Source organism: Bordetella bronchialis (genome assembly GCF_001676705.1).
Lineage (GTDB): Bacteria > Pseudomonadota > Gammaproteobacteria > Burkholderiales > Burkholderiaceae_B > Bordetella_C > Bordetella_C bronchialis.
The window spans coordinates 2,305,345-2,324,742 of the sequence record NZ_CP016170.1; the positions used below are offsets into that span (position 1 = coordinate 2,305,345).

At 68.0% G+C, this 19,398-nt stretch carries 14 protein-coding genes and 2 pseudogenes; 7 read left to right on the forward strand and 9 right to left on the reverse strand.

What is annotated here, in order from left to right; all coding sequences use genetic code 11:
- Positions 1-15 precede the first annotated feature (15 nt).
- From BAU06_RS27030 to BAU06_RS10410, 5 genes and pseudogenes are all read right to left on the reverse strand, one after another.
- Positions 16-717, reverse strand: a pseudogene (locus tag BAU06_RS27030) (ABC transporter ATP-binding protein); the annotation flags it as partial.
- 9 nt (positions 718-726) lie between these two features.
- Positions 727-1,476, reverse strand: a pseudogene (locus tag BAU06_RS27035) (ABC transporter ATP-binding protein); the annotation flags it as partial.
- The gene (locus BAU06_RS10400; RefSeq protein WP_066358775.1) at positions 1,473-3,407 is read right to left on the reverse strand and encodes an ABC transporter permease; all 1,935 of its coding nucleotides are present in this window, start codon (positions 3,405-3,407) and stop codon (positions 1,473-1,475) included. The gene BAU06_RS10400 and the pseudogene BAU06_RS27035, both read right to left, overlap by 4 nt.
- Before the next feature lie 217 nt (positions 3,408-3,624).
- Complete coding sequence (locus BAU06_RS10405; RefSeq protein WP_082993615.1) at positions 3,625-4,884, reverse strand: ABC transporter substrate-binding protein; 1,260 nt, start codon at positions 4,882-4,884, stop codon at positions 3,625-3,627.
- Positions 4,885-5,099: 215 nt separating this feature from the next.
- Positions 5,100-9,647, reverse strand: a complete 4,548-nt coding sequence (locus BAU06_RS10410) for a DEAD/DEAH box helicase (protein ID WP_066348291.1) — start codon at positions 9,645-9,647, stop codon at positions 5,100-5,102.
- Positions 9,648-9,763: 116 nt separating this feature from the next.
- Here BAU06_RS10410 and BAU06_RS10415 point away from each other — a divergent pair, with 116 nt between their 5' ends.
- A complete protein-coding gene (locus BAU06_RS10415) occupies positions 9,764-10,660 on the forward strand; it encodes a LysR family transcriptional regulator (protein WP_066348294.1) in 897 nt (298 codons plus the stop codon).
- Between the two features lie 56 nt (positions 10,661-10,716).
- Here the strand turns inward: BAU06_RS10415 and umoC are convergent, their stop codons facing one another.
- The 3 genes from umoC to BAU06_RS10430 form a co-directional block, all read right to left on the reverse strand.
- A complete protein-coding gene (gene umoC, locus BAU06_RS26075) occupies positions 10,717-11,229 on the reverse strand; it encodes a lysozyme inhibitor LprI family protein (protein ID WP_197509485.1) in 513 nt (170 codons plus the stop codon).
- Positions 11,230-11,416: 187 nt separating this feature from the next.
- Positions 11,417-12,211, reverse strand: coding sequence for a 2OG-Fe(II) oxygenase (locus tag BAU06_RS10425; protein WP_231934044.1), 795 nt, complete (start codon positions 12,209-12,211; stop codon positions 11,417-11,419).
- 102 nt (positions 12,212-12,313) lie between these two features.
- Positions 12,314-12,712, reverse strand: a complete 399-nt coding sequence (locus tag BAU06_RS10430) for a nuclear transport factor 2 family protein (protein ID WP_066348297.1) — start codon at positions 12,710-12,712, stop codon at positions 12,314-12,316.
- 220 nt (positions 12,713-12,932) lie between these two features.
- Here BAU06_RS10430 and BAU06_RS10435 point away from each other — a divergent pair, with 220 nt between their 5' ends.
- The 4 genes from BAU06_RS10435 to BAU06_RS10450 all read left to right on the forward strand — a co-directional run bounded on the left by BAU06_RS10435 (position 12,933) and on the right by BAU06_RS10450 (position 15,958).
- Complete coding sequence (locus BAU06_RS10435) at positions 12,933-13,682, forward strand: amino acid ABC transporter permease (protein WP_066348299.1); 750 nt, start codon at positions 12,933-12,935, stop codon at positions 13,680-13,682.
- On the forward strand, positions 13,682-14,332 hold the full coding sequence (locus BAU06_RS10440; protein ID WP_066348309.1) for an amino acid ABC transporter permease: 651 nt from the start codon (positions 13,682-13,684) through the stop codon (positions 14,330-14,332). Before BAU06_RS10435 ends, BAU06_RS10440 begins: the two co-directional genes overlap by 1 nt.
- The gene (locus tag BAU06_RS10445) at positions 14,316-15,044 is read left to right on the forward strand and encodes an amino acid ABC transporter ATP-binding protein (protein WP_066348312.1); all 729 of its coding nucleotides are present in this window, start codon (positions 14,316-14,318) and stop codon (positions 15,042-15,044) included. The genes BAU06_RS10440 and BAU06_RS10445 overlap by 17 nt, the downstream gene beginning before the upstream one ends.
- A gap of 113 nt (positions 15,045-15,157) precedes the next feature.
- Positions 15,158-15,958 carry a transporter substrate-binding domain-containing protein gene (locus BAU06_RS10450; protein WP_066348314.1) on the forward strand — a complete coding sequence of 267 codons (801 nt, stop codon included), beginning with the start codon at positions 15,158-15,160 and terminating at the stop codon, positions 15,956-15,958.
- A gap of 76 nt (positions 15,959-16,034) precedes the next feature.
- Here the strand turns inward: BAU06_RS10450 and BAU06_RS10455 are convergent, their stop codons facing one another.
- Positions 16,035-16,961, reverse strand: coding sequence for a LysR family transcriptional regulator (locus tag BAU06_RS10455; protein WP_066348320.1), 927 nt, complete (start codon positions 16,959-16,961; stop codon positions 16,035-16,037).
- A gap of 139 nt (positions 16,962-17,100) precedes the next feature.
- On the opposite strand from BAU06_RS10455, the gene BAU06_RS10460 reads away from it, so the two are divergent.
- Positions 17,101-18,108: a Bug family tripartite tricarboxylate transporter substrate binding protein gene (locus BAU06_RS10460; RefSeq protein WP_066348322.1), complete on the forward strand. Its 1,008-nt coding sequence runs from the start codon at positions 17,101-17,103 to the stop codon at positions 18,106-18,108.
- A gap of 46 nt (positions 18,109-18,154) precedes the next feature.
- Positions 18,155-19,318: a mandelate racemase/muconate lactonizing enzyme family protein gene (locus tag BAU06_RS10465; RefSeq protein WP_066348325.1), complete on the forward strand. Its 1,164-nt coding sequence runs from the start codon at positions 18,155-18,157 to the stop codon at positions 19,316-19,318.
- Positions 19,319-19,398 lie beyond the last annotated feature (80 nt).

Here is a 19,398-nt window from a genome sequence, read left to right on the forward strand (position 1 = left end):
CGTCTATCGCCCGGCCATCTCGCCTTTCTCAAGCACATATTCGCGATCCGCGACCATGTCGGCGAACCGCGCGTTCTGTTCGCACAGGAGCACGCTCGCACCTTGCTTCTTCAATTCGATGATGGCTTGCGCCATTTGCTCGACGATGACCGGGGCGACGCCTTCGGAGGGCTCGTCCAGCAGCACCAGATAGGGATTGCCCATCAGCGTGCGCGCGACGGTCAGCATTTGCTGTTCGCCGCCGCTCATGCGGCCGCCCGGGCGGCCTGGCATGGTGGCCAGGTTGGGGAATAGGGCGTAGAGCTGCGCGGCGGTCCATTGCGGCGCCGGTCGGCCGTCGGGCCAATGCCGCGGCGGTTGGCGGCCGACGTGCAGGTTTTCCTCGACCGTCAGGCCGGCGAAGACGCGGCGGTCCTCCGGCACGAAGCCCAGGCCAATCCGGGCGATCTGGTGCGGGCGTTTGTGCGAGATGTCCTGGCCCATGAATTCCACGTGGCCGCGGCGCTTGTCCAGCATCCCCATGATGGCTTTCAAGGTCGTGGATTTGCCGGCGCCATTGCGGCCCATCAGGGCGACGACCTCGCCGCGGCGGACGTCCAGGTCGATGTCGAACAGGATGTGGGCGGCGCCGTACCAGGCGTTCAGCTTCCGTACACGCAGCAGGACATCGCTTTGCGCGGCCTGCCCGGCGATCGCGGGCTTGCGGCCGCCATGCATGGCGTCTGCCTCGAAGGTCGATCCCGATCCGAAGTACACCTGCCGCACTTCCGGGTGGGCGCGGACTTCCGTGGCGCTGCCTTGCGCGATGATCTTTCCCCGTCCCAGCACGATGATGCGGTCGGCATGGGCAAAGACGACGTCCATGCTGTGTTCGGTGAACAGCACGGCCATCTTGCGTTCGGTCACCAGCCGCCTGGTCAGCGACATGAGTTCGTTGCGTTCGCCGCTGGCCATGCCGGCCGTCGGTTCGTCCATCAGCAGCAGTTTGGGGGCATTGGCCAGCGCCATGGCCAGCTCCACGCGCTTGACGTCGCCATAGGCGAGTTCGCTGCAGGGGCGGTGGGCCTGGTCCGCCATGCCGACCTGGTCCAGCAGTGCGAGCGCCTGGGAGCGGTACCGGGTGGCGGCGGGCCGCCATGCCGAGTAGACCTGCCGATGATGCGACAACAAGGTCATCTGCACGTTCTCCACCACCGACAGGGAGGCGAAGGTCTCGGTGATCTGGAAGGTACGGCCGACGCCCAGGCGCCAGATATCGCGCGGATGCAGGCCGGTCAGCTCCCGGCCGTCCAGGATCACGGATCCGGCGCTGGGCTCGATCTGCCCGCCCACCATGTTGAAGGTGGTGGACTTGCCGGCCCCGTTGGGCCCGATCAGGGCGACCAGTTCGCCTGGCGCAACGTCGAAACTGACATCGTCGACGGCGGCGATGCCGCCGAAATGCTTGCTCAGCTTGCGGACCTGCAGCAGGCTCATGCGGATCTCCCCGGCGAGTCCGCATGCCGTGCGCCGGATGCCGCGCGGTGGGCGTGCAGCCTGTCCGCCACATCGCGGATGAAGCCGGCGATGCCCTGCGGGAATGCCAGCACCAGCAGCAGGATGACGCCCCCCAGCATGGCGCGCCAGTACTCGGTGGCGCGCATCACGTTGTCCTGCAGCCAGGTAAAGGTGGCGGCGCCGACGACGGGGCCGGCCAGGGTCTGGATGCCGCCCAGCAGCACCATGACCAGGCCGTCCACCGATTTGCCGACCGACATGACGTCGGGCGCGATGCTGCCCTTGGAAAAGGCGTACATGGCCCCTGCCAGACCCGCGAACAGGCCGGCGATGACGAACGCCGCCCATTGCACGCGCCGCACGTCGATACCGATGGCGTCGCTGCGCAGCGCCGAATCCCGCCCGGCCCGCATGGCATGGCCGAAGGGCGAGAACAGCACGCGGCGCAGGAGCAGTACGCCCGCCACGGCCAGGACCAGCGTCAGGTAGTAATAGGTCTGTCCCGCCGACAGCCATGCGGAAGGCCAAAGGCCGGTAAGGCCGTTGGATCCCCCCGTCAGCCCATCCCATTGGAAGACGACCGACCAGACGATCTGCGAGAACGCCAGGGTGAGCATGGCCAGGTAGACGCCGGACAGCCGTACGCAGAACCAGCCGAAGACCAGCGCCCCCAGGGCCGCTACCGCCGGCGCCAGCAGCAGGGCGGCCTCCATCGGCAGGGCCAGGCTTTTCAGGAGCAGGGCGGCGCCATACGCGCCCAGCCCGAAGTACGCCGCATGACCGAAGGAATGCATGCCCGCCGGACCCATGATGAAGTGCAGGCTGGCCGCGAACAGCGCCGCCGTAAGGATGTCGGTGAGCAGCACGGTGGCATAGGGAAAGCGCCCGCTTGCCAGGGGCAGCAGCAGGAGCAGGATCAGTATGCCCGCGCCCAGCCAGCGCAGGCCGCGCGATGCCGGCCGCAGCGGCGCCTCGACAGGTGCGGCGCTGCGCACGGCCGGGGCGGGGCGGCCCAGCAGGCCCCATGGGCGCACCGCCAGCACGATGGCCATGACCAGGAACTCGGCGACCAGGGTAAGCGGCGCCAGGGAGAACTGCAGGCCCGCCACGCTCACGGTCCCGATGGCGATGCAGAGCGCCTTGATTTCCGCGATGAGCAGGGCGGCGATATAGGCGCCGGGGATGGAGCCCATGCCGCCTACGACCACCACGACGAAGGCATCGCCGATGGTGCGCAGGTCCAGGCCCAGGCTGGCGGGTTCGCGCGGCAACTGCACGGCGCCGCCCAGGCCGGCCAGCGCCGCGCCCAGCGCGAATACGCCGGTGAACAGCCATGCCTGGTTCACGCCCAGGGCGCCGAGCATTTCCCTGTCCTGCGTGGCGGCGCGCACCAGCGTGCCCCAGCGCGTGCGCGTCAGCAGCAGCCAGAGCAGGCCCAGCACGATGGGGCCGATGGCGATCAGGACCAGGCTGTAGACCGGAAACTGCCGGCCCAGCAGGGTGACGGCCCCGGCCAGTCCGGGGGCACGCCGGCCCAGCAGGTCTTCCGGGCCCCAAACGGCCAGGACCGCATCGTTGATGACGAGCACCAGCGCGAAGGTGGCCAGCAGCTGGAACAGTTCGGGCGCGCGGTAAATGCGGCGCAGCAGGATGATCTCGATCAGCGCGCCGAGCACGCCGACCGCAACGGCGGTCAGCAACACGCAGCCCCAGAAGCCCAGGCCCGACGATCCGTAGCGTTCCGTCAGGCTATAGGCCACATACAGGCCCGCCATATACAGCGAGCCATGCGCGAAATTGACGATGCGCGTCACGCCGAAGATCAGCGACAGGCCGGCGGCCACCAGGAACAGCGTGGAAGCTTCCGCCAGGCCGTTCAGCAGCTGGACGATCAGTGCGTTCAAGCTCATGCCATGCATCCCGGGAACATGTGGTCAGTCCAAATGGTGCCTTGCATGTATTCCCGCATTACCGAGGGTGTATTGCGCCATGGCGGTTTGCCATGCCTGGGGGGGCGCCCTGCGGTGGCAGCCGCATCGGCGGTGCGCGGCTCCCGCCCCGGGTGGGCGTCCCTGTGTTGAAGGATGGGTGGACCCGCGCGGGAGTCGCGCCGGCCGGTGGCCGCGCTCAGCGCCCGGCCGGCCGCAGCTTGCGTACTTCCTCGTCCGAGGGCAGGAAGTCGGCGCCGTCCATGTATTGGTAGTCCACCATCACGCCCTTGCCGTCTTTCAGCGCGAGCTTGCCGACGTAGGCGCCCATGGTGGATTGGTGGTCGATGGCGCGATATTGGATGGGACCGAAAGGCGTGTCGACCTTCAGGCCCTCGAAGGCGGCGATGAGTTTTTCCGTATCGGCGCCGCCGGCTTTCTTCATGCCGGCCGCCATGGACATGACGGAGCTGTAGCCGATGATGGAGCCCAGCCGCGGATAGTCCTTGTAGCGGTCCTGGTAGGCCTTCAGGAAGGCAACGTGCGCGGGCGTCTGGATGGAATACCAGGGATAGCCGGTGACGATCCAGCCGGTGGGCGTTTCGTCCTTCAGGGGATCCAGGTATTCCGGCTCGCCGCTCAGCAGGCTGACCACGGGCGTCTTGGGGAACAAGCCGCGGGTATTGCCCTCGCGGACCAGCTTGGCGACGTCGGCGGCGAACAGGACGTTGAAAATGGCATCCGGCTTGGCGTCGGCCAGGGCCTGGACCACGCTGCCGGCGTCGACCTTGCCCAGCGGCGTGGCCTGTTCGGTAACGAACTCCACGTCGGGCTGGGCCTTTTTCATCAAGGCCTTGAAGGTGGCGGCGGCCGACTGGCCGTATTCGTAGTTGGGGTAGACGATGGCCCAGCGCTTTTTATCGAGCTTGGCGGCCTGCGGGACCAGCATGGCCGTCTGCATATAGGTGGAGACGCGCAGGCGGAAGGTGTAGCGGTTGCCATCCTGCCAGACGATCTTGTCGGTCAGGGGTTCGCTGGCCAGGAAAAACACTTTCTTCTGCCGCGCGAAGTCGGTCAGCGCCAGCCCGATATTGGACAGGAAAGAACCCATCAGCACGTCGACGCGTTCGCGCGAAAGCAGCTCTTCGGCGGCGCGCACGGCCTCGCCCGGGTTGGCGTTGTCGTCGCGGGTGATCAGCTCCAGCTTCTTGCCGTCGATGCCGCCGGCGGCATTGACCTGCTCCACGGCCAATTCCATGCCCTTGCGGTAGGGCTCCAGGAAGGCGGGTTGGGATTTGTAGCTGTTGATCTCGCCGATCTTGATGGTGCCCTGGGCGGCGGCGTGGGTGGGGAAGGTCAGGCTCAGGCAAGCGAGCGTGACGCTGACGCCGGCCAACGCGACGGTGCGTACCAGGCGGCCGGCGGCGATGCAGGTCCGCGCGGGCTTTTGATTGTTCATGACTTCCCCTCGTAGCGATACAGAGTAACGACCAACAATATAAAGGGCTTTGCCCGCCGGCTTCGCGGGCGGGCTGAGTGCAGGATTGTGCCAGTTGATCGATTTTGATGCGGAAGGCGTCGGCGTAGCCGGTGGGGCGCCGGAAAAACTGACGGGAATCGATGATACTTCGGCAAGGGGAATTCCCATGGGACCACGCCGGCAGGCGCGAGGGGTCAACCCTCTTCGACCGCCAGATGCGATTCCCCCGCGATCAGCACCCGTAGCAGGCGCTCCCGTTCAGCGGCTTGCAGCGTGTGGTCGTAGTGGGGCTTCCTGGCGATCCAGGTGGCGATGGGGATGCCGTCGCGGAACAGGATGCGGTTGCCGGCCAGGGCGGGGACTTTTTCGCCGGGCAGGAGGGTGCCGCACAGATTCAGCGGATCGACGGCGGAGATGCGCACCAGCGACCCGTCGTGGGGACGGCGCCTGACTTCGCGCAGGAGCGGGATGGCTTCGGGCAGGGCGAACTGTTCGCCCGCCAGGCCGGCCACGAAGCGGCCGCCGCGGACTTCGCCGCGGGCCTCCATGCGATGCAGGACGGGCAGCCATTCGCGCCATGGCGGCAGCCAGGCGGGTTCGCGGTCCAGCAGGCGCCAGAACACCACGCCATAGCGGCGCAGCAGCACGCGCGCGATGTGCTCCAGCGTTTCCGGCGGAATGGTCGGGCGGCGGACTGGCTTGGCGGCGGGACGCTGGCCGGCGGCCGTCGCCAGCGCGGCGCTCATCGAGGCCGTGGCCGACTCCCGCGGACGCCGCACCGGCGCCCAGCGCCCGGCGGCCTCCAGCGGATCCGGCATGGCGCCCCGGCGCCGGCGCGCCGCGTGCGCGGTGCGCTTGGAGGCGGGTACCAGCAGGGCCCGCAGTCCCGCGAAGCTGTCCGCGGCGATCAGGCCCGCCGCCACCAGTTCCCCCAGCGCCTCTTCCAGTTGCCCGGGCAGCAGCCGCGTTTCCGCGGCCAGTTCGTCATAGAACATGGCGCCGCCGTCCAGCAGCGCCGCCAGCACGAGCTGGGCGCGGCCGGAGACCTCCGCCTGGTTTTCCAGGTGCGGCAGCGCGTGCCACAGGCGCAGGTGGCGGCGCGGCAGGATGACCATGGGCGTGGCGCGCACCGGCCCCGCGCCCGGACGGGCACCGGGCCCGCGCGCGGGATGGGATAGCCGCGTCCAGGCGATCTTGCCGGCGCGCGACAACTCGTCCAGCCAGTCGGGGGCGTAATCGGCGATGCGGGCGGCGAGCAGTTCGCTTTCCCAGGCGCCGGCGGGGGCCTCATAGCCTTCCAGCTGGTCCAGCACGGTGGGCAAGCCGTGCGGACCGCGCAGCCGTGCGTCCGGCGACAGGTGCTGCCAATCGAACAGGAAGCGCATGAAGTCCTGGCGCGACACCGGCTCGACTTCGCCGCGCAGGCGCTTGATGGTGTAGCGATGGATGCGGGCCAGCAGATGGCGTTCGCACCATTCTTCCTGGGCGGCGCCGGGGCTGAAGCGGCCGCGCATGACGCTGCCCTCGCTTTCCAGCCGCGCCAGCAGGATGGCGACGCGGGACAGGGGCCAGCCCAGCAGGCTTGCCAGGGCCTCGTCCGTGACCGGGCCGCTGACGGCCAGCCGCGCGCCCAGGATGTCGGCCTGGGCACTATCGGTGTCCCAGGCCGTATCGCCGGGAAGCGGCGCGGGCGCGGGGTCTCGGCTGTCCGGCGGACGGGCGCCGGGGTAGGCGGCCTGCACGCAACCCAGGCGTTCCAGGGCGACCCAGAACCGCATCGTGGCGGTGGCCGCGGCTTGTGGCGATGCCCGCGATGCGTCTGCCTCCGTGGCCTTTGCCGCGGAGGCCGCTATTGCGTGGACTGGCGCTGTCTGCGCCGATGGGGGCGACGGGGCTTGCGAAGCATCCACGCGCAGCCGGCAGGCGCGGCCCGACTGCGCCAGGTCCCGCAGCCAGGCCTTCCAGGCCGGACGCGCATCGGCTTCGGCCTCGGTAATGAAGGCCAGTTCGTTCAGCGCTTCGTGCATTTCATCGGCGTCGCGCGGATCGGGCCAGGCCTCCTGGCGCACGCGCTCGATGGCGTCCGCGTCCAGCGCGCCCAGGTCGTCCGCGCTGGCGGGATCGGTCCAGCGGCGAGCCATGACGGCGCGCGTGCGGCGTTCTTCGAGTGGCGCGTCATCCAGGAAGGCGTAGGGCTGGGCGCTCAGGATCTCCATGGCCAGCGGCGAGGGCGTGGGCAGGTCCCGCACGACGAGCCGGCATCGGCCTTGCTCGATGCGTTGCAGTACGGCCAGCCATTGCACGGTGTCCATGGCTTCATGCAGGCAGTCGTCCAGCGCCTGGCTGACCAGGGGATGATCGGGGATGTCGCGTTCGCCCTGGATGTTCTCCAGGCAGGCGGCCTGGTCCGGGAAGACCGCCGCCAGCAAGTCGTCGCTGCGCATGCGCTGGATCTGCGGCACGACCTTGCGCCCGCCGGAGAAGCGCGGCAAGGCCAGGGCGATGCCGGCGCTCCAGCGCCACCGCACATTGAAAAGCGGGGCGTCCAGCAAGGCCTGGATCAATACCTGTTCCGCCGTCGCCGGGCGCAGGTAGCGCCAGACTTCCTCCAGCGGGAAGCTGTGCGCGTCCGTCAGCGACAGGACGATGGCGTCCTCGGTGGCGGCGGCCTGCAATTCGAAATTGAAACGGCGGCAGAAGCGCTTGCGCAGCGCCAGTCCCCAGGCGCGATTGACCCGGCTGCCGAAGGGCGCGTGCAGGACCAGCTGCATGCCGCCCGATTCGTCGAAGAAGCGTTCCAGGACCAGGGTGTCCTGGGTGGGCAGGACGCCGAGCGCCGCGCGCGCGCCGGCGAGATAGTCGACGATCTGGCGCGCGGCCGAGGCATCGATGCCGATCTCTTCCGCAAGCCTTTCCCTTGCCTGGTCCAGCGCGTCCGATCGCGCGTCGACCTCCAGCAGCGCATGCACCCGCGCGCGCAAGCGCGCGACCCCGGCGGACAGCTCGTCGCTGCGGCCGGGCGCTTCGCCCAGCCAGAAGGGAATATTCGGCGCCATGCCATGGGCGTCCTCGACGCGCACCCGTCCCGTTTCCACGCGCAGGATGCGGTACGAGGTATTGCCCAGCTGGAACACATCGCCGGCCAGGCTCTCGACGGCGAAGTCCTCGTTCACCGTGCCGATGTTCAAACCTTGCGGCTCCAGCACGACCGCGTAATCCGCGTTGTCCGGGATGGTGCCGCCGGATGTCACCGCCGTGAGCAGGCTGCCGCGCTTGCCGCGCACCGTGCCGGCGACCGCATCGCGGTGCACATAGGCGGCCCGCTGGCCGTTGCGGCCGGTGTGGCCCTGGGCCAGCATGCGCAGCACGGCGTCGAAGCGCTCGCGCGGCAGGTCGGCATAGGGCTCGGCCTGGCGCACCATGGCGTACAGTTCGTCCTCGTTCCACTCGCGGCAGGAAACGTCGGCCGCGATCTGCTGCGCCAGGACGTCCAGCGGCGCGCGCGGGATGCGCAGCAGGTCCAGTTCGCCGCGGCGCACGCAGTCCAGCAGCGCCGCGCATTCGATCAGGTCGTCGCGCGAGGTCGGGAACAGGCGCCCCTTGGGTATGCCGCCCACGTGGTGGCCGGCGCGGCCGACACGCTGCAGCAGGGCCGAGATGCCGCGCGGCGATCCCACCTGGCACACCAGGTCCACGTCGCCGATGTCGATGCCCAATTCCAGCGACGCCGTCGCCACCAAGACCTGCAGTTCGCCGCGCTTGAGCCGCTGCTCGGCATGCAGGCGATGTTCCTTGGACAGGCTGCCGTGGTGCGCGGCGACCGCTTCGTCGCCCAGGCGCTCCGCCAGGTGGCGCGCGGCCCGTTCGGCCATGCGCCGCGTGTTGACGAAGACCAGGGTGGTGCGGTGTTGCGCCGCCAGCATTGCCATCCGGTCGTAGAGCAGTTCCCACACGTCGTTGGCCATGACCGCTTCCAGCGGCACGGGTGGCAGTTCCAGCGCCAGGTCGCGCTGGCGCCCGTGTCCGATGTCCACGATGGCGCACTCCCCGGCGCGCGGCGTGCCGGCCAGGAAGCGGGCCACGGCATCCAGGGGTTTTTGCGTGGCCGAAAGGCCGATGCGGGCGGGAGGGCGCTCGCACAGCGCGTCCAGCCGGGCCAGCGTCAACGCCAGGTGGCTGCCGCGCTTCGTGCCGGCGACCGCGTGGATTTCGTCGACGATCACGGTACGCGTGGTCGCCAGCATCGCGCGGCCGCTGGCGGATGTCAGCAGCACGTACAGCGATTCCGGCGTGGTCACCACGATATGCGGCGGGCGCTTGCGCATTGCCGCGCGGTCCTGCTGCGTGGTGTCGCCGGTACGCACGGCCGTAAGGATGCCGTGCGGCGGCAGCCCCAGCCGGCGCAGTTCGTCGGCAATGCCGGCCAGCGGGGCTTCCAGGTTGACCTGGATGTCATTGGACAGGGCCTTGAGCGGCGATACGTAGACCACCGTCGTCCGGTCGGGCAACTCGCCGCCGGCGGCGATACTGTCGCGTACCAGGTCGTCGATGGCCGCCAGGAAAGCGGTCAGGGTCTTGCCGGAGCCGGTGGGCGCGGCGACCAGGACAGGGCGGCGCTCCCGGATCACGGGCCACGCGGCGACCTGCGCCGGCGTGGGCGCGGGAAAAACGTGACGGAACCAGGCGGCGACCGCGGGGTGGAAGGCGTCCAGCACGTCGGCGCCGGCGCGGGAGGAAGTCATGCTTTCTTATATCGGGGCGTAGGAGCCGAAGTCAACCGCGCCTGCCGGACCGCCGGACCGCCGGACCGCCGGATCGCAGCCCACCGTGCGCCCGGGCGGCCGGCTAAGATGCGACCATGAAAACGACCCTGGACGAAATGCAGACTTTCATCGCCGTGGTGGATACCGGCTCCATCACCGCGGCATCGGCGCAGTTGGGCCAGACCGTTTCGGCCATCAGCCGCGCGCTGGCGCGCCTGGAGCGCAAGCTGGACACCACCTTGCTGCAGCGGACCACCCGCCGCCTGGCCTTGACCGAAGAGGGCAGGCTATTCCTGGCGGACGCGCGCCGCATCGTCGAGTCGGTGGATGCGATGGAAGAGCAGATGGCGGTCCGGCGCCACGTGCCGTCGGGCCTGCTGCGGGTCAACGCCGCGTCGCCCTTCATGCTGCACGTCATCGTGCCGCTGGTGGGCGGCTTCCGCGAGCGCTATCCGGAGATCGCGCTGGAGCTGCATACCAGCGACCAGATCATCGATCTGCTGGAGCAGCGCACCGACATCGCCATCCGCATCGGGCCGCTGCGCGATTCGACGCTGCATGCGCGGCCCCTGGGCAGCAACGCGCTGCGCATATTGGCCAGCCCGGCCTATCTGGCGCAACGCGGCAAGCCCCGCACGCCGGACGATCTGGCGCGCCACAGCCTGCTGGGCTTTACCCAGCCCGAGACGCTGAACAACTGGCCCTTGCGGCACGCGGCCGGGGATGGCCTGCCTATCGAGCCCACGCTGTCGGCGTCCAGCGGCGAGACGCTGCGCCAGCTGGCGCTGGCGGGGCAGGGCCTGGCGTGCCTGGCGGATTTCATGACGCGGGAGGACCGCCGCCGCGGCGACCTGGTGCAGGTCCTGGCGCGCGATACCGTGGAAGTGCGCCAGCCCGTGCACGCCGTGTACTACCGCAACACGCAACTGGCCTCGCGCATCGGATGTTTCCTGGACTATGTAGCGGAACGGATGCGCGAAGGGCGGGATTGAAGGCGCTGGCGGTGGCGGCGCGGGCCGTGAACGGGGAAGCCTGAAACCCGCGCGCCTCAGTTCTGCCGCAATTGGGCGGTGCGCCATTGTGTCAGCGCCACCTGGCAGGCCAGGTCCATATCGCCCGCGCCCGATCCGCCCAGCATGGCGGCGCCTTGCCGCTTGCATTCCTTGTGCAGGAAACTGTTGAAGCTGTCCTGGGAATGCTTCAGCGCGTGCAGGGCCTCCGGCGTGGCGGCGGAATCGATCTGTTTGAGGCCGGCTTCCACCTGCGCGTATGCGGCCCGCATGACGTCCTTGGCCTTCTTCAGTTCGGCCTTCAGGCAGGCTTGCATGGCGGTGCGCGGCTTATCGCCGATGGCGGACTGGCAAAGGTCCAGGATTGCCGCCGCCGTGCGCGGCGCGGAGACCGTGGCGCCGGGGGACACGGCCCGGACGTCCGGCGTCGATATCGATGGCCTTGGCGGCGCGGGTTCCGCCGCCAGCACGGTCCCGCCGGCCAGCGCCCACATGGCGACGGCCATGATGGACATGCACGCCATGCGATTGCGCGGGGTGGTACGGTTCATTGCCTGCTCCTTGGTGGAATGCTCCGCGCCGATTGTAGGCAGGATGATCCCGCCAGGATGCCCGGCGGGCATGAATGGGCGTTGAATGTCGCCTGCAAGGGCGCGCTTCCAAAACAAAGCGGCGCATGCGCGCCACACCGCCGGCGCGGCAGGCATCGCGGCAACCGGCGTCGAAAATTGGACAAGGCTATGCGGCGTCGTGGAAGATCACGCCCAGCACGTGCCGCTGTCCTTCCCGCAGGCGGCTTACCCCATGGCGCAGTTTGACCCGATAGACGCCACGCGTGCCTTGCACCGGGCGCTCGTTGACCGCGAACACCACGGCATCGCCCTTGTCCAGGTGCACGACTTCCACGCGGGACTGCATGCGCGGGCGCTGTTCGGTCAAGACGAATTCGCCGCCGGCATAATCGACGCCCGGGCGGGAAAGCAGTATCGCGATCTGCAAGGGAAAGACGTGCTCGCCGTACAGGTCCTGGTGCAGGCAGTTGTAGTCGTCCGGCCCGTATCGCAGCAGCAGGGGAGTCGGCCGCGACTGGCCCGCCTGGTGGCAGCGGCGCAGGAAGCCCGCGTGCGTGGGTGGATAGCGCACGGGATTGCCCATGGCGGCATTCCAGCGGTTGGCGATGGGGGCCAGCTGCGCATAGGCCTGTTCGCGCAGCGTCTGGATGATGGCCGGCAGGGGATAGGCGAAGTACTGGTATTCGCCGCGTCCGAAACCGTGGCGGCTCATCACGATGCGGCTGCGGAAACGCGCGCTCTCGTCATAGCAGGCAGCCAGGGCGTCGCATTGCGCATCGGACAACAGTCGGGGGAGAAGGGCGCAGCCCTGGGCATCCAGGCCGGCTGCCAGGGACTCCCATGGCGCATCGTGCAGCCCGGCGGCCGGCTGCAGCAGCGCATCGGCGGCGGCAGCGGATGTCGGGGCACCGGCCGCGACGTCGAAATCCAGGGGGGCTTGGCGCGAAGGAGAAGGCATCATCGGCGGACCAGGTACAGGCGCGATCGGGGATGGACGCCTTCAGTCTAGATCCGGGGCCGTGCGGATGCACTCCGTATATTGCGTGCCGCAGGGAAACCGCCTTCAGGATGATGTCCGCACCGCCTGCCGAGCCAGCAACTTCCAGCCGTCCCCTTGCCTTTGCCACACCAGCAGTATCTTCAGCGCGACGTGCCCCGGCCGCCCGCCGTCGCAGGTATCGGCGTCCAGCGTATGGCGCACCAGCGCCACGTCGCCGGAGACGGCGATGGCCTGGTCCGTCAGGTCGATGCGGCGGAAGTCGGAGCGCCCTGACACCAGCGCGTCCATGAAGGCGGCTTTGTCCTCGACCATGCCGCTGGAATGCCCGTAGCTGAGCGCGCCGGCGGCCAGCGCATCCAGCGCGGCCGGCGTGGGATCGAGCATGGCGCGCCGCAGGTTTTCCACGGCAGCCGCGATCTCGTCATGCGCGGTCGTGTCCTGCGCAATCTCATCGGTTGTCATATGACATGTCTCCTGTGGGTGGGCACGATTGCCATGGATTCAGCTGGATGACAGCTCTAGCACCCTGCTGTCTAGGTACTTTTACCATGTACGTTGTCGTACATCAATGATATAGTCTGCGCCAGCAAGCGGTCACCGGATCCAAGCGCCGGCGTCACGCTTCCAAGAAAAAGGGCCACGCCAAGAGCGGGCCCTCATAAAGATAGAGACTGAGCGCGCGATGAGCTTTTCCCTGGATTTCAGCAGCCTCTGGCCGTACTGGCCGGTGTTTCTCAAAGGCGCGTGGCTGACCCTGAAGATGACCGCCGTGGCGATTTTCTTCGGCGTGGTCCTGGGCACCCTGGTGGCCTTCGCCAAGCGCAGCCGCTACCGGCTGCTGTCCCGCGCCTGCGCGGTGTACATCGAAGCGGTGCGCAATACGCCTTTCCTGGTGCAGATCTTCCTGCTGTTCTTCGGCCTGGCCAGCGCGGGCATCCGCCTGCCTACTTTCACCGCCGCGGTGCTGGCCATGATCGTCAACATCGGCGCCTATGCGGCGGAGATCATCCGCGCCGGGCTGGAGTCGGTGCCGCGCGGCCAGATCGAGGCCGCGGAGTGCCTGGGGCTGTCGCGCTGGCGCATCGGCTGGCACGTGATGCTGCAGCCGTCCATCGAAAAGGTTTATCCCTCCTTGACCGGGCAGTTCCTGCTGATGATGCAGGCCTCGGCGGTGGCATCGCAGATCTCCGCGGAAGAGTTGACCGCCGTTGCCAACACGGTGCAGTCCGACACCTTCCGCTCGCTGGAAACCTATATCGTCGTCGCGGCGCTGTACCTGCTGCTGTCGCTGATGATCAAGCTGCTGGCATGGGCCGTGGGCGAGTATGCCTTCAAGCGTCGCCGCGTCATCCGCCGCGCCGCCGCCCAGGCCGGCAAGGCGGCGCCCAAGCGTGCCAGCGTGGCGGCGGCCATCAAGCGGGGGGCGGCGTGATGCACGGCTTTTCCATGGCGCATCTGTGGTACCTGGTGCAGTCCATCGGCTGGACCCTGACCCTGTCGGCGCTGGCCTTCGTGCTGGGCAGCATCGGCGGTTTCGGCGTGATGCTGGCGCGGATCTCGCCCCGCCGCTGGCTGCGCACGGCAGCCCTGGTCTATATCGAGATCATCCAGGGCATCCCGCTGCTGATCCTGCTGTTCATCGTCTATTTCGGCCTGTCGGTATATGGCTACGAGGTGCCGTCGCTGGTGGCGGCGGGCCTGGCCCTGATGGTCTACACCAGCGCCTACCTGGGCGATATCTGGCGCGGCTGCGTGCAGGCCATGCCCAGGCCGCAATGGGAGGCTGCCGAATGCCTGGCGATGACGCGCTGGCAGACACTGCGCCTGGTGATCATCCCGCAGGCCGTGCGCCTGGCCTTGCCGTCGACGGTGGGCTTCCTGGTACAGCTGATCAAAATGACGTCGCTGGCATCGGTGATCGGCTTCATCGAACTGACGCGCGCCGGCCAGATCATCAATAACTCGATCTTCGAGCCTTTCCTGGTTTTCGGCCTGGTGGCCGCCTTCTATTTCGTGCTGTGCTACCCGCTGTCGCGCTGGAGCCAATCGATGGAGAACAAGCTCAATGTCGGCAATCGTTAAGCTCGACGACGTCTATAAGCGCTTCGGCTCGAACCAGGTACTGCAGGGCGTTTCCTTCGAGGTCGCCAAGGGCGAGATGATCGCCGTGATCGGCGCCAGCGGTTCGGGCAAGAGCACCGCGCTGCGTTGCATCGACCGCCTGGAAACCATAGACCAGGGCAGCATCGAGGTCTGCGGGATACGCGTGGACAGCCCCGCCGTGGACCTGCGCCAGCTGCGGCTGGAGGTCGGCATCGTGTTCCAGAGCTACAACCTGTTCGCCCACCTGACGGTGGAAGAGAACATCATGCTGGCGCTGCGGCACGTCAAGAAGAAAACCCGCGGCGAAGCGCGCGGCATCGCGCTGTCGGTGCTGGAACAGGTGGGGCTGGCGCAGAAGGCCGGCGCCTACCCCGAACAGCTTTCCGGCGGCCAGCAGCAGCGCGTGGCCATCGCGCGCTCGCTGGCCATGTCGCCCAAGGTCATGCTGTTCGACGAGGTGACCTCGGCCCTGGACCCGCAGCTGACCGGCGAAGTGCTGCGCGTCATGGAAGACCTTGCCGCCGGCGGCATGACCATGATCCTGGTCACCCATGAGATGGCCTTCGCCAAGCGCGTGGCCGACCGCATCATCTATATGCACCAGGGCAAGGTCTGGGAGGTCGGCGATGGCGGCATGCTGGACGCGCCACGGACCCCCGAACTGCGCGCTTTCCTGAGCAACGGGCTGTAGGGGCAGGGTGGCGCCCGTCGCCGCGCGCCCGGCTTTTCGCGCATAACGCCGACACGTATCCAAGGTTCATCCCAACGCAGTTCCGTCAACGCATTCTCAGCGAGGAGACACACTTGAAACTCAAACACCTGTTCCTGCGCGGCTGCACCGCCGCGCTGCTGCTGGCCGGCGTCGCCCATGTGGCGGCCGCCGACGAACTGGCCGACATCAAGAAGGCCGGCAAGATCCGCGTGGCCATCGCCATGGGCACGCCCTTGTACAGCTATGTGGACGACAACCTGAAGCCGACCGGCTCGGACGTGGATACGGCCACGCTGCTGGCCCACGACCTGGGCGTGAAGCTGGAGATCGTTCAGGTAACCAATGCCGCCCGCGTCCCCACGCTGCAGGCCAGGCGCGCGGACCTGGTCGTGGCCGACCTGTCGATCACGCCGGAACGTGCCAAGGTGGTGGACTTTTCCATTCCCTACGCGGTGATCTCGCTGATCGTGGGCGCGCCCAAGGACATCAAGATCAGCGGATATCCGGACCTGAACGGCAAGACCATCGGCCTGACCCGCGCCACGGTCAACGACAGCATCACGACCGAAATGGCCAAGGGCGCCGACATCAAGCGCTACGAGGACGACGCCACGCTGATCACGTCCATGGTGACCGGCCAGATCGATATCTTTTCCAGCACGCCGTCGAACCTGTCGGAAATCCAGAAACGCGCGCCGCAGCGCAATGTGGAGATGAAGTTCGCGCAGAAGGACTTCGACCTGGGTATCGCGCTGCAGCAGGGCCAGCCCGCGCTCAAGGACTGGGTCAACAACTGGGTGCGCGAGAACCTGAAGAACGGCAAGCTGAACGCGATCTACAAGAAGTATCACGGCCGCGACCTGCCGGCCCGCATCACCCAAGTGCAGGGTTGATCGAGGGCATCGGGCCCATGGCCCGCCACCGGCGTTGGCGTACAGATCCATGTGCGCCAACGCCGGTTTTTCTTGGTCACGCCGGCGGCCATGCCCCGCCCGGCAGCCGGCCGGCGAAAGCCTGCTGCAGGAAGTCGACGAAGGCGATGACCCGACCGGCATACTGGTGGCGCGGCGGATATACCGCATAGATATCCGCCGGATACGTGCGATACCTGGGCAGGACCTGGCGCAGGCGTCCGGCCGCGATGTGCCTGGCGACGTCCCACTCGGCCCGCAGGATGATGCCGTGGCCTTCCAGCGCCCAGTGCACGGCGATCTCGCCGTCGTTGGTGCTCATGTGCACGTTTACCTTGACGGTCAGGGTCTTGCGGCCCTGCCGGAACCGCCATACCCCGTGCGTTTCGTCGCCGTGCCGGATGTCGATGCAGGCATGCCCGGGCAGGTCGGCCAGCGATTTAGGCTCTCCATGGCGGTCCAGATAGCCGGGAGAGGCGCACAGGATGCGGCGGTTGCCCGCGATGGGGCGGGCGATGACCCGCGCATCCGGCGGTTCGCCGAAATGCACGCAGACGTCGTAGGAATCGTCGGTCAAGGGCGGCGGGGCGACGGTAAGCTGCAGCTGCACGTCCACGCCCGGATAGCGCTTGCGGAATTCCGACAGCAGTGGGGCGACGTGGTTGCGCCCGAAACCCAGCGTGGCGTTCACGCGCAGCAGGCCCTTGGGAATGCGGCGCGCATTGGACACATGGCGTTCCATGTCGTCGATGTCCGCCATGATGCGCCGCGCGTGCATCAGGTAGATCTCGCCTTCTTCGGTTAGCTGCATGCGCCGCGTGGTGCGCGTCAGCAGCTGGACCTCCAGCCGGGCTTCCATCTGCGCCAGGCGCTTGGTGACGGCCGGCGCGCTCAGGCCCATTTCGCGCGCCGCGGCCGCCAGGCTGGGGCTGCGCGCGACCTGGCTGAAGAAGGCCATTTCCGAAAGCACGGCGGGCGAACTCATCATTAACTCAAACGAAATAATGGAATAACTTTCGCGGCGATCCCGCGGATTCTAGCCGCTCTAAAGTCGATGCCTCAAACCATCCATCGCCGCGCGGGCCCTCCGCGCCAAGGACGATGGCAATAACGAGGAGACCGGCATGTCATTGAAGCGACTCTTACGCGGGACGGCGCGGGCGCTGCGCGTCCTGGCCATCATGGGGCTGGCGCTGGCGCCTTTCGGGGCGCGCGCGGATGCCGCCTATCCGGGCGACCGCCCCGTATCCATCGTAGTGCCGTATTCCCCGGGCGGCGCCACCGACGCGGTGGCGCGGCTGCTCAGCGTAAAGCTGGCGCAGACCATGGGTGGCACCTTCGTGGTGGAGAACCGGCCCGGCGCCAGTGGCACCATCGCCATGTCGGCGGTGGCGCGGGCCCGGCCGGACGGACACATGCTGTTCATGAACGAGATCACGTCCACGGTGGTGAAGGAACTGGTGCCCGGCTTGACCTTCGATCCCGTGCAGGCGCTGGAGCCGGCGGTGCTGGTGGCCGAGACGCCCTTCGTGCTGGTGATCAACAGCAACGTGCCGGCGACGAACCTGAAGGAATTCATCGCCTACGCCCAGTCCCATCCCGGCAAGATTACCTACGGCTCGGGCGGCGTGGGCAGCGGGCCGCACCTGGCGGGCGAATTGTTCCGTCAGCTGACCGGCGCGGAGATCCTGCACGTGCCGTATCGGGGATCCGGGCCCGCCTTGCAGGACCTGCTGGGTGGGCAGATACAGATGCTGATCACCGCCGCGCCCACTGTCGCGCCGATGATCAAGGACGGCAGGCTGCGCGCCCTGGCCGTGGCGCGCAACGAAAGGATCCCCGCCTTGCCCCAGGTGCCCACCGCCACCGAGGCCGGCCTGCCGGGCTTCGAAATCAGCAACTGGTTCGGCCTGGCGGCGCCGGAAGGCACGCCGAAAGGCATCATCGAGGCCATTGCCAAGGGCGTGAACCAGGCCTTGAAGGATCCGGAGTTTCTTGCCCGCCTGGACGGGGCCGGCGGGGTGCCGCTGGGCGGCACGTCGGCGCAGGCGCGCCAGCGCGTGGGGGCCGAGACGCAACGCTGGAGCGCCATGCTGCATGCCAGCGGCGGCCCGCGGGCCAGCAAGCAATGACCGCGATGCACCAAGCTTCGATTCCACCATCACACAGAGGACAGTTATGAAGATCAAGCACGTCCAGCCCCTGCACGTGGGGCAGTTCATGTACGCCCGGGTGGAAACCGATTCCGGCCTGGTCGGTGTCGGCGAGGCCGGGACCTGGGGCCATATCGAGGCCGCCGGCGCCGCCATCAAGCGCTTCGCCGAGTATCTGGAAGGCAAGCCGGCCTTCGATATCGAGCATCACTGGAACGTGATGCACCGCTTCAGCTATTTCCAGGGCCTGGCGATCAATGCCGCCATCTCGGCCATCGATATCGCCTTGTGGGATATCAAGGGCCAGGCCCTGGGCGTACCGATCTACGAGCTGCTGGGCGGCGCCGTGCGCAAGAAGGCCCGCATCTACGGCCACGTCTACGAAAGCTCCATCGACAAAATCCTGGTGGAGTGCCAGGCCAAGATGGAGGCCGGCTTCAATGCCTTCGGCCACCTGAATCCCTTCCTGGACGAAGGCAACGACCAGGTGTGGTTCAAGACCCATATCAAGAAGATGCGCGACGCCATCGACAACGTCGAGCGCATGCGCGAAGTGGTGGGCGACCGCGTGGACCTGCTGATCGAGCTGCACCGCCGCCTGACGCCGGCCGAGGCGATCACCTTTGTCGACGCCATCGAGCACACGCACCCGATGTTCGTCGAAGACCCCATCCGGCCAGAGGGCCCGGACGCCATGGCGCGCGTCGCCGACAAGGTGCGCGTGCCCATCGCCACCGGCGAGCGCTTTGCCACCCTCTACGAATTCCAGGCGCTGCTGGCGCGCAATGCGGTGGAATTCGCGCGGGTGGACTTGTGCCTGTGCGGCGGCATTACCGGCGGGCGCAAGGTGGCGGCCATGGCCGAGGCCCATCACGTACAGGTGGTGCCGCACAATCCGCTGTCGCCCATCGGGCTGGCGGCCTGCCTGCAACTCGCGGCGGCGATTCCCAATTTCGCCATCCAGGAGTACGCCACCGGTTTCGAGGCGGGCATCTTCGAAAGCAGGCCGGAGCACCTGGGCAGCAACGTCGTCGACGAAGTGCCGCGGCCGGACCAGGGTTTCGTCGCCATCCCGACCCGGCCGGGCCTGGGCATGAGCCTGTTGCCGGACGCGCAACGCATCCGGCCGCCGCTGTCCAAGCCCATCAGCATGCGGCCGCACTTCGACGGCTTCGTGGTGGACCAGTAAAGCCGGCAAGCAGGGCGGGGCCGCGCGGCGTTCGTCGGGTCGATGAACGCCGACGCCGGCCCCTTCCCGTTCGCGGCACA

What these genes read in the sequence shown, in the direction of transcription:
- BAU06_RS10400 (WP_066358775.1), bottom strand. Translation starts at nt 3,407, where the DNA reads ATGAGCTTGAACGCACTGATCGTCCAGCTGCTGAACGGCCTGGCGGAA.
- BAU06_RS10405 (WP_082993615.1), bottom strand. Translation starts at nt 4,884, where the DNA reads ATGAACAATCAAAAGCCCGCGCGGACCTGCATCGCCGCCGGCCGCCTG.
- BAU06_RS10410 (WP_066348291.1), bottom strand. Translation starts at nt 9,647, where the DNA reads ATGACTTCCTCCCGCGCCGGCGCCGACGTGCTGGACGCCTTCCACCCC.
- BAU06_RS10415 (WP_066348294.1), top strand. Translation starts at nt 9,764, where the DNA reads ATGAAAACGACCCTGGACGAAATGCAGACTTTCATCGCCGTGGTGGAT.
- umoC (WP_197509485.1), bottom strand. Translation starts at nt 11,229, where the DNA reads ATGAACCGTACCACCCCGCGCAATCGCATGGCGTGCATGTCCATCATG.
- BAU06_RS10425 (WP_231934044.1), bottom strand. Translation starts at nt 12,211, where the DNA reads ATGATGCCTTCTCCTTCGCGCCAAGCCCCCCTGGATTTCGACGTCGCG.
- BAU06_RS10430 (WP_066348297.1), bottom strand. Translation starts at nt 12,712, where the DNA reads ATGACAACCGATGAGATTGCGCAGGACACGACCGCGCATGACGAGATC.
- BAU06_RS10435 (WP_066348299.1), top strand. Translation starts at nt 12,933, where the DNA reads ATGAGCTTTTCCCTGGATTTCAGCAGCCTCTGGCCGTACTGGCCGGTG.
- BAU06_RS10440 (WP_066348309.1), top strand. Translation starts at nt 13,682, where the DNA reads ATGCACGGCTTTTCCATGGCGCATCTGTGGTACCTGGTGCAGTCCATC.
- BAU06_RS10445 (WP_066348312.1), top strand. Translation starts at nt 14,316, where the DNA reads ATGTCGGCAATCGTTAAGCTCGACGACGTCTATAAGCGCTTCGGCTCG.
- BAU06_RS10455 (WP_066348320.1), bottom strand. Translation starts at nt 16,961, where the DNA reads ATGAGTTCGCCCGCCGTGCTTTCGGAAATGGCCTTCTTCAGCCAGGTC.
- BAU06_RS10460 (WP_066348322.1), top strand. Translation starts at nt 17,101, where the DNA reads ATGTCATTGAAGCGACTCTTACGCGGGACGGCGCGGGCGCTGCGCGTC.
- BAU06_RS10465 (WP_066348325.1), top strand. Translation starts at nt 18,155, where the DNA reads ATGAAGATCAAGCACGTCCAGCCCCTGCACGTGGGGCAGTTCATGTAC.